Annotated in this window: 6 protein-coding genes; 4 read left to right on the forward strand and 2 right to left on the reverse strand. The window is 62.6% G+C overall.

Annotation, left to right across the window (positions count from 1 at the left end; all coding sequences use genetic code 11):
• Positions 1–301 precede the first annotated feature (301 nt).
• Positions 302–2,245 carry a peptidoglycan DD-metalloendopeptidase family protein gene (locus AC5DC2_RS15530; RefSeq protein ID WP_491699124.1) on the forward strand — a complete coding sequence of 648 codons (1,944 nt, stop codon included), beginning with the start codon at positions 302–304 and terminating at the stop codon, positions 2,243–2,245.
• A 178-nt stretch (positions 2,246–2,423) separates the two neighbouring features.
• Here AC5DC2_RS15530 and AC5DC2_RS15535 read toward each other — a convergent pair whose 3' ends face one another.
• Both AC5DC2_RS15535 and AC5DC2_RS15540 read right to left on the reverse strand, forming a co-directional pair.
• Entirely contained in the window at positions 2,424–2,678 is a 255-nt protein-coding gene (locus AC5DC2_RS15535) for an ArsR/SmtB family transcription factor (RefSeq protein ID WP_024707741.1), read from the reverse strand.
• Positions 2,679–2,739: 61 nt separating this feature from the next.
• Positions 2,740–4,392: a peptidoglycan L,D-endopeptidase MepK gene (locus AC5DC2_RS15540; protein WP_491699125.1), complete on the reverse strand. Its 1,653-nt coding sequence runs from the start codon at positions 4,390–4,392 to the stop codon at positions 2,740–2,742.
• A gap of 379 nt (positions 4,393–4,771) precedes the next feature.
• On the opposite strand from AC5DC2_RS15540, the gene AC5DC2_RS15545 reads away from it, so the two are divergent.
• From AC5DC2_RS15545 to AC5DC2_RS15555, 3 genes are all read left to right on the forward strand, one after another.
• Positions 4,772–6,625: a M3 family oligoendopeptidase gene (locus AC5DC2_RS15545; protein WP_491699126.1), complete on the forward strand. Its 1,854-nt coding sequence runs from the start codon at positions 4,772–4,774 to the stop codon at positions 6,623–6,625.
• Position 6,626: 1 nt separating this feature from the next.
• Positions 6,627–7,763 (forward strand): aminodeoxychorismate synthase component I, encoded by a 1,137-nt coding sequence (locus tag AC5DC2_RS15550; protein WP_491699127.1) that lies wholly within the window; start codon positions 6,627–6,629, stop codon positions 7,761–7,763.
• A 10-nt stretch (positions 7,764–7,773) separates the two neighbouring features.
• The coding region (locus AC5DC2_RS15555; protein ID WP_491699128.1) for a YciI family protein at positions 7,774–8,008 on the forward strand (235 nt) is incomplete at its 3' end.

Genomic DNA, 8,008 nt, shown 5'->3' on the forward strand with positions numbered 1-8,008 from the left:
CGTCAACAACCAACAACAAAAAAAATGACATTTTTGTTAAGTGATTGGTTTTGTTGAGGTCACCGTTCATGCTTCCCTTTCCAGGCACAGCGCCTCGTCTTTTCGTCCCGACATCGCCCGCAGCGAACCTGCCCTCAATGCGCCATATTCACCGCGAAGAGTCACGGATGACCCCGGCCCCATCGGTCAAGTCGGACTGGCCGGGACCGGGGCAAATGGTGATTTGACAGCTGCGGCGATTTTCGGCACATCAGTTGAACCAATTGCGATATCGGCAAATCGGACCTAAGACCACGGGCATATGAGAGAAAAGAAAAACCCTGCGCGCTCGTTCGGCAGAGGCACGCCGATTGTCGTGGACGGCAAGACGCCGCCGGCACGGCGCGACGTCTCGATCCGCTGGCTCGCCGGAGCCTGCCTGACGGGGCTGACAAGCACCGCGCTGATGGCGATCGCCCTTTCCGCGGCCGTCGATGGACGCGAACGGCTCGCCGCGCCGGCTTCCGCCTTTGCCAAGACGACCGCCGCCGGGATCGACGACACGGCCGTCAGAGGCGACCGCCTGATCCCGACCACGGTGATCGCCAAGCCGTCCAACCGCCGCGTCCTGCAGGTTCCGACGGCGGTGCGCCAGGGTGATCGCGACGTCATTCACTACGAGCCCTTTTCGGAAGTGCGGATGGCGCTCGCGGCCAATTACGGCAAGACGCCCGACTACCCCGCCTTCGATCCCTTCGAGGTCTTCTCGACCACCGAACGGGCCGGACCACGCGTACGGGCTGTCGACGTGATCTACGATACCGATGTCGAGGGCGAGGTCGAGCTCAAGTTCACGCCCTTCCCGGCAACCAAACCGCCCCTGCCCTTTGCCGCCGGCCTTTCCACCGACGAGATCGAGGAAACGATTCTCGCAAACGAGACGATGCTGCAGAACAGCGTCGGCGATCTGTCGATGCTCAGCTATGTCGATCCCGATCGCTTCGAGCCCGAGCAGATCATGCTTCCGCTCAAGCCGGCGATGGCGGCCCAGATCGTCGACGAGAATGTCTCGGTAAGCGCGCTGCAGTCCGTCTTCACCCAGGATTTCAACGATGATATCCTGCCGGTTCGCCAGCAGGTCGAGGTCGAGGCCTTTCTGGTGGCCGCCGGCTATCCCGCGCCGCTCGCCGCCGAACTCGGCCGCCTGATCGAGGAAGGCTCCGGCTCGCCGATGCTGAAGGCCGGAGACATTCTGCGCATCGGCCTCATGCGGATGGGCCGCAATATGCGCGTGGTCCGGCTCAGCCTCTATCGCGGCGGCGAACATGTGATGACCACGGCGCTCAACGACAAGGGACGTTTCGTCGAGGGCGTCGAACCACCGATGAGCGAGGCCGTCGCCAACGCGTCTGCCGACGAGACCGATCTGCTGCTCGGCACCACGCAGAAGCCGGTGCGGGTCTATGACGGCATTTTCCGCGCCATGCTGACCTACGGTTTGACCAAGGACATGGCCGGTCAACTGATCAATCTTCTGGCGAGCAAGGTCGACCTGCAGTCCATGGCTTCGCCGGACGACCAGCTTGAGCTGTTCTTCTCCGATGCCGATCCGAACGGCAAGGCGACGGCCACGTCCGAACTGTTCTATATCGACGCGAAGATCGGCGACGAGGCCATCAGGCTCTATCGCTTCGCCGACCCGAAGACCGGCGCCGTCGATTTCTATGATGCGAACGGCCGCAGCATCCGCCGCTTCCTCTTGCGCAATCCAGTGCCCAACGGCAAGTTCACCTCCGGTTTCGGCATGCGTCGGCATCCGGTTTTGAAATACGCCCGCATGCATAGCGGCGTGGACTGGGCGGCGCGAACCGGTACGCCGATCATTGCGGCCGGCGACGGCATCGTCGAAAAGGCCGGCTGGTCGTCCTCCGGATACGGCAACCAGACCATCATCCGTCACGCCAATGGCTACGAGACCTCCTACAACCACCAGAGCAAGATCGCCCCGGGCGTCAAGGAGGGCGCGCGCGTCAAGCAGGGACAGGTCATCGGCTATGTCGGCGCCACCGGTCTCGTCACCGGTCCCCATCTGCACTATGAGCTCCTGGTCAACGGCACCAAGGTCGACCCAATGAAGATCCGCTTCCCGAATTCCGACGCGCTGGCGGGCGAGAATCTTGCCCGCTTCGAGTCCGAACGCAAGCGGATCGACGCGTTGCTCGGCAATGAGAGCGCAACGCAGGTCGCTTCCAACAGGAGCAATTGACATTGCATCCGAGCGCCGCCGCCCCTGGCCGCGCGGAACGGTCGGGTCGTACGGGCGCCTGCGACATCGGTTCGTCCGCTGTCAAGACCCGCCTCGTTCAGCTGCGTTTTATAAGGATCGGCGCCCTCGTGCCCGCCAAATGCCGGACGACGCACAACCGGACCGCGGAACGCCGCGGTCAGAACTGACGAATCCAGCCGTTCAGCGCGGAGAAACCTTCCGGATTGATGGCATAGAACCGTTTTGTACCGACCGGCGTGACGCGCACGAGCTTGCTGTCGAGCAAAGCCTTGAGGTGCTGGGAAACAGCCGGGCGGCTGATCGGCAACCCCTCCGAAAGCTCGGTCACCGTTTTCGGCTCGCGCCGCAAGGCCATCAGCAGATGGCGACGATTGGGGTCGGCAATAGCGACGAAAGGGTCAGATGTGCTCATGCCGTCATATTACGTTAAAGTTATCCGCGCGACAAGTAGCTCGTTCACCCAAGAGTAGATACTAAAATCTTTCCTGATCAAAATAGTCAACAATCGACTTCTGACCGGTTCCACTCGACTTTGTACTTGCAATACTTGCGGATTGATAGCCTTCAGCAGAAATACCTGCTGCGTCGCCCGATACGGCGGCCGACCCGGCATTGCCGGGCAGGATCGTCCCTGGGCGGGCGCCCTTAGTCGGCGCTTCCGGCGCGGTGGCATTGATTCGCGCCAGCGTCGGGCGGAACAGAACGCGGAAGTCATTATCCTCGTTGTAGGCAAGCTCCGTCGTATCACCCATGGCCGAAAGCTTGCGGGCAAGCTCGCTCTGGGCCGTCTTGCGCGGATTTTGAGCCGGCTCCGGAACGGCAGTCCTGGCGCGGCCGGCCGCCTGCAACTGCTCGGGCGTTATCGGCGCGCCCTGATCCAGTCCGGCATAGCTCATCCGCGGGCTCGGCACGGGAACCTCGCCATCCATGAAGCCGAAGCGATCCTGTTCGAAAGACGAACCGTCGCCGAGGGAGGCGACTTCGACAGGGGCCTGCTCGACGGGCGAAGCGGCTTCGGCCACCAGCACGTCGGAAACCGACATGCCCTCTGCCGCGCCGAGCGAGGATGGCCGCGACTGCGGCACCGGAATATTGGCAGCGATCGCCAGCGCCGGCTCCGCTTCGGGCGGATTGGGATCGACCAGCGCGGTGGCAAGCGGCGTGCCGAGATCGGCATTGTCGGCGCCGGGACGGGAAAGCGGCAGCGGAATGTCGAGATTGTCGAAGCTGACGGCCGCCGTCAGGATGTCGACCGGCCGCTGCTGGGGCGCCGTCTGTTGCGGCGCGCTCTGGCGTGACGGCGTCGTTGCGGCGCGCTGCTGGCGGTCGCTCCCTGCTGTGTCGTCATTGCCGGAATTGTTGCGATTGAACAGCATCGAAAGCAGATTCGGACGTTCATCCTCGTCGCCATCGTCAGCACTGGCGACGCGGACGGGTTCGGAACCGGAAACGCTGCCCTTGGCCTTGTATTCCGCGAGCGCGTCCTGATAGCCGGGCAATGGCTTGCCGTCAGCGGGCAGATGCAGCGTATGCCCCTCGGGGAAGAGCGCCACGAGCTGGCTGCGACTCATGCGCGGCCAGGCCCGCACGCTTGCCACGTCAAGATGCACGAAAGGCGACCCGGAACGCGGATAATAGCCGACGCCGCCGCGCTGCAACTTCATCGCGGTCGCGCGCAGCTTGTCGAGCGGCACGCCGGGGATGAAGAAATCCATCGCATTGCCGAGCATGTGCTGCGATTTCTTGGCAACGCCGGACGATGTCTTGCGCAGCATCGCATTGGTTTCGGGCGAACGATAGGCCGAGACGACGTTGATGTAGTCCTTGGCGCCGACCTGCTGGTAGACCTCCCAGACCAGATCAAACAGCCGCGGGTTCATGGTGGTCGGCTCCTTGCGCCGCCAGTCGCGCAGGAACCAGTTCAGCTGCTCGAGCCCCTTCTTGTCATAGCGTCCGTTGCGCTTGAAGGTGATCTCCGCCTTTTCGCCGGTATGGATGTAATAAAGCTTCAGGGTTCGGGTTTCGGCCTGCGCCTCGGTCACGCCAAACACGCAGAACATGGCCGCAAGCAACGCCAGAACGGCAATTGTCCGTTGCAGGAATATGCTCGATGGACGGTCACACAAACCGGACTCTCCCTGGGTACTCTGAATGTCGTGATCGGGGCCCCGCACCGTCAGCAGCCTCAGGAGCGGCGGACAGCGACCTTCTTGGAGGTCCAATGCGGCGCAAACGAGGCATCTTTCCCGCCTGACGTTCAGCTTGCCACTTTATAGGCAATATTTGGTTAAATTCCTAGACCTATGAATAACCGCTTAGCCTTTCCCAAGGGTTAAGTCCTTGCCGCAAATCAACGCTGGCGCACGGAAAAAACCGGGGCGATCCGGAACAGCAAGGCGTCAGATATCTTGGGGCTGCCGATTGCGGGGCGTGCGGGCGACACATATGTTGGAGCTTCGCGCCCGCTTCAGGCGGCGACCGCACGACAACAGGAAAGACAGACCCATGTTCAACGCTTCATTTCCGCACACACCCGCCGGCAGCCCCGCCGGGGCGACGAAGTCCGGCGACGAGGCCCTGGGCAACCTGCCCGAATGGGATCTCTCCCATCTTTATCCCGGCCCTTCCTCGCCCGAGTTCAACAACGCCTTTGATGAGGCTGCGAAGAAGGCAAGGTCGTTTTCGACCCGGTGGAAGGGCAAGCTTGCCGAGGCGGCGGAGAGAAGCGGCGAAGACGGTCTCGGCGCCGCCATCGAGGCCTATGAGGCGCTGGGCGACGCACTGGGACGGCTCGGCTCCTTTGCCGGGCTCTCCTATTATGCCAATGCCGCCGATCCGGCCCTGCGCAAGCTTTATGGCGACACCTCGGCGCGGATCACCGAGATTTACGCCGATCTCCTGTTCTTCGAACTGGAATTGAACCGCCTCGACGAAGAAACGATCGACAGGGCGTTGGAGGCTGACGATCGCTTCGCCCATTACCGCCCGTGGGTGCTCGATCTCCGCCTGGAGAAGCCGCACCAGCTCGATGACCGGATCGAACAGCTGTTCATGGAGAAATCGACGACCGGCGGCCAGGCCTTCAACCGCCTGTTCGACCAGACGATGGACCGCATGCGCTTTACCGTCGACGGCGAGGACATGCCGCTGGAAAAGACGCTCAACCTTTTGAGCGATACAAAGGAACCGGTCCGCCGCAAGGCCGCGGAAGCCCTGGCCGCGACCTTCATGGACAATCTGCCGACATTCTCTTTGATCATGAACACGGTGGCCAAGGACACCGAGATCAACAGCCGCTGGCACGCCTTCGAGGATATCGCGGACAGCCGGCATCTCTCCAACCGGGTCGAGCGCGAGGTTGTCGATGCGCTGTCCGAGGCGGTGCGCCAGTCCTATCCGCGCCTGTCCCATCGCTATTACGCGATGAAGGCGAAATGGCTCGGCATGGAGCAGATGAACTACTGGGATCGCAACGCCCCGCTGCCCGACACCGCCGAGCGGGTGATCCCGTGGGACGAGGCCCGGGACACGGTGCTTTCGGCCTATGGCGCGTTTTCGCCTGAAATGGCCGGCATTGCCCGCCGCTTCTTCGACGAGAACTGGATCGACGCGCCGATCCGTGCCGGAAAACGCACCGGCGCCTTCGCGCACCCGACCGTGCCTTCCGCCCATCCTTATGTTCTGGTCAATTACCTGGGCAAACCGCGCGACGTGATGACGCTTGCCCACGAACTCGGCCACGGCGTGCACCAGGTTCTGGCGGCAAAACAGGGCGCGCTGATGTGCTCGACGCCCTTGACGCTGGCCGAAACCGCCTCCGTCTTCGGCGAGATGCTGACCTTCCGCGCGCTGCTTTCGCAGACGACCGACACGGCAAAGCGCAAGGCGATGCTCGCCCAGAAGGTGGAGGACATGATCAACACGGTCGTGCGCCAGATTGCCTTCTACCAGTTCGAGCGCAAGGTCCACACGGCGCGGCGCGAGGGCGAGCTGACCGAAGACCAGATCAACGCAATGTGGATGTCGGTACAGGCCGAAAGCCTCGGGCCGGCGATCAGGCTTGCCGATGGCTACGAGACCTATTGGAGCTATGTGCCCCACTTCATCCATTCGCCATTCTACGTCTATGCCTATGCCTTCGGCGATTGCCTGGTGAACTCGCTCTACGCCGTCTACCAGAATGCCGAAAGCGGCTTTCAGGACAAGTATTTCGAGATGCTGACCGCCGGCGGCACCAAGCATCACTCGGAACTGCTGAAGCCCTTCGGTCTCGATGCGTCGGACCCGACCTTCTGGGGCAAGGGGCTGTCGATAATCGAGGGCCTGATCGACGAACTCGAAGCGCTCGACAAGGAATAGCATGACGCGCGCCGTCTTCCGGGACGACCTCGCCGGTCGCATGCTCACATTTTCGCAGCCGCATGCGCTGATCCTGGCGACCGACCCGGAAGACGTGGCGCAGGGCTTTGTCCGCATGGAGGAAGCACGGGCCGGGGGGCACTGGCTCGCCGGCTATGTTTCCTATGAGGCGGGGCTTCTCCTGGACCCCGCCTTTTCAGGCCTTTCCCCTGGCAAAACCGAGATCCCCTATCTCTGCTTCGGCGTTTTCGATCCCCCGGAGAAGACCGGTCTTCCCGCGTCATGCTCTGCGACGCCCTTTCTGTCCGATCTCGAACCCGCCTGGGATTTTGCCACCTATCGCGAACGTTTCGAACCGCTGCACGCCCATCTGATGGCGGGCGACTGCTATCAGGGCAACCTCACCTTTCCGATCGAAGCCCGCTGGCAGGGCGATCCGCTTGCCGCCTTCCACGCCTATGCGGAACGCCAGCCGGTGCGCTACGGCGCCTATCTCGACCTTGCCGGGCCGCGCATCCTCTCGCGCTCGCCGGAGCTCTTCTTCGAGGTCGGCAGCGACGGCTCTATCGAAACCCGACCGATGAAGGGGACGGCGCCGCGCGGTGCAACGGCGGAAGAGGACGAAGCGATCATCGCGGCGATGCTGGACGACGAAAAGACGCTTGCGGAAAACTGCATGATCGTCGACCTTCTGCGCAACGACATCTCCCGCATCGCCGAACCCGGCAGCGTCCACGTGCCGAAGCTCTTCGACATCGAGACCTACCCCACGCTCCACCAGATGGTGAGCCACGTTCGGGCAAGACTTTGCGCCGGCACCGATATCGGGTCGATCTTTGCAGCGCTCTTTCCCTGCGGCTCGATAACCGGCGCGCCGAAGATTTCGGCGATGAGGATATTGCGCAGCCTGGAGGATGGGCCGCGCGGGGCCTATTGCGGGGCGATCGGCCATATTGCGCCCGGCGGCGCGATGCGCTTCAATGTCGCCATCCGCACGATCACGCTCTTTGATGACGGACGGGCGGTTTTCAATGTCGGCGGCGGCATCGTGCTTGATTCCACCGCGCGCGCCGAATATGACGAAGCCCTGCTGAAAGCCCGTTTTGCCGGCGACCTGCGCGCTGTTCCGGCCGATTGAGGACGTTGTGATGATCCTGATCTCGCTGACCTATGTTGCGCCGATGGACGCCGTCGAAAAGCATTTCGATGGCCATATCGAATGGCTGAACAGGCACTATGCCGATGGCGTTTTCGTTGCGTCCGGTCGCAAAGTACCCCGCACCGGCGGCCTCATCATTGCCCGCGGCAGTCTTGATGAGGTGCGCGCCCTCTGCGAGGCCGATCCCTTCGTCAGCGAAGGCGTGGCGCGATACGAACTGACCG

Source organism: Martelella sp. (assembly GCF_984369615.1).

Excerpts from the sequence above, each read along its gene's own strand:
- AC5DC2_RS15545 (WP_491699126.1), top strand. The coding sequence starts at position 4,772 with ATGTTCAACGCTTCATTTCCGCACACACCCGCCGGCAGCCCCGCCGGG.
- AC5DC2_RS15530 (WP_491699124.1), top strand. The coding sequence starts at position 302 with ATGAGAGAAAAGAAAAACCCTGCGCGCTCGTTCGGCAGAGGCACGCCG.
- AC5DC2_RS15535 (WP_024707741.1), bottom strand. The coding sequence starts at position 2,678 with ATGAGCACATCTGACCCTTTCGTCGCTATTGCCGACCCCAATCGTCGC.
- AC5DC2_RS15550 (WP_491699127.1), top strand. The coding sequence starts at position 6,627 with ATGACGCGCGCCGTCTTCCGGGACGACCTCGCCGGTCGCATGCTCACA.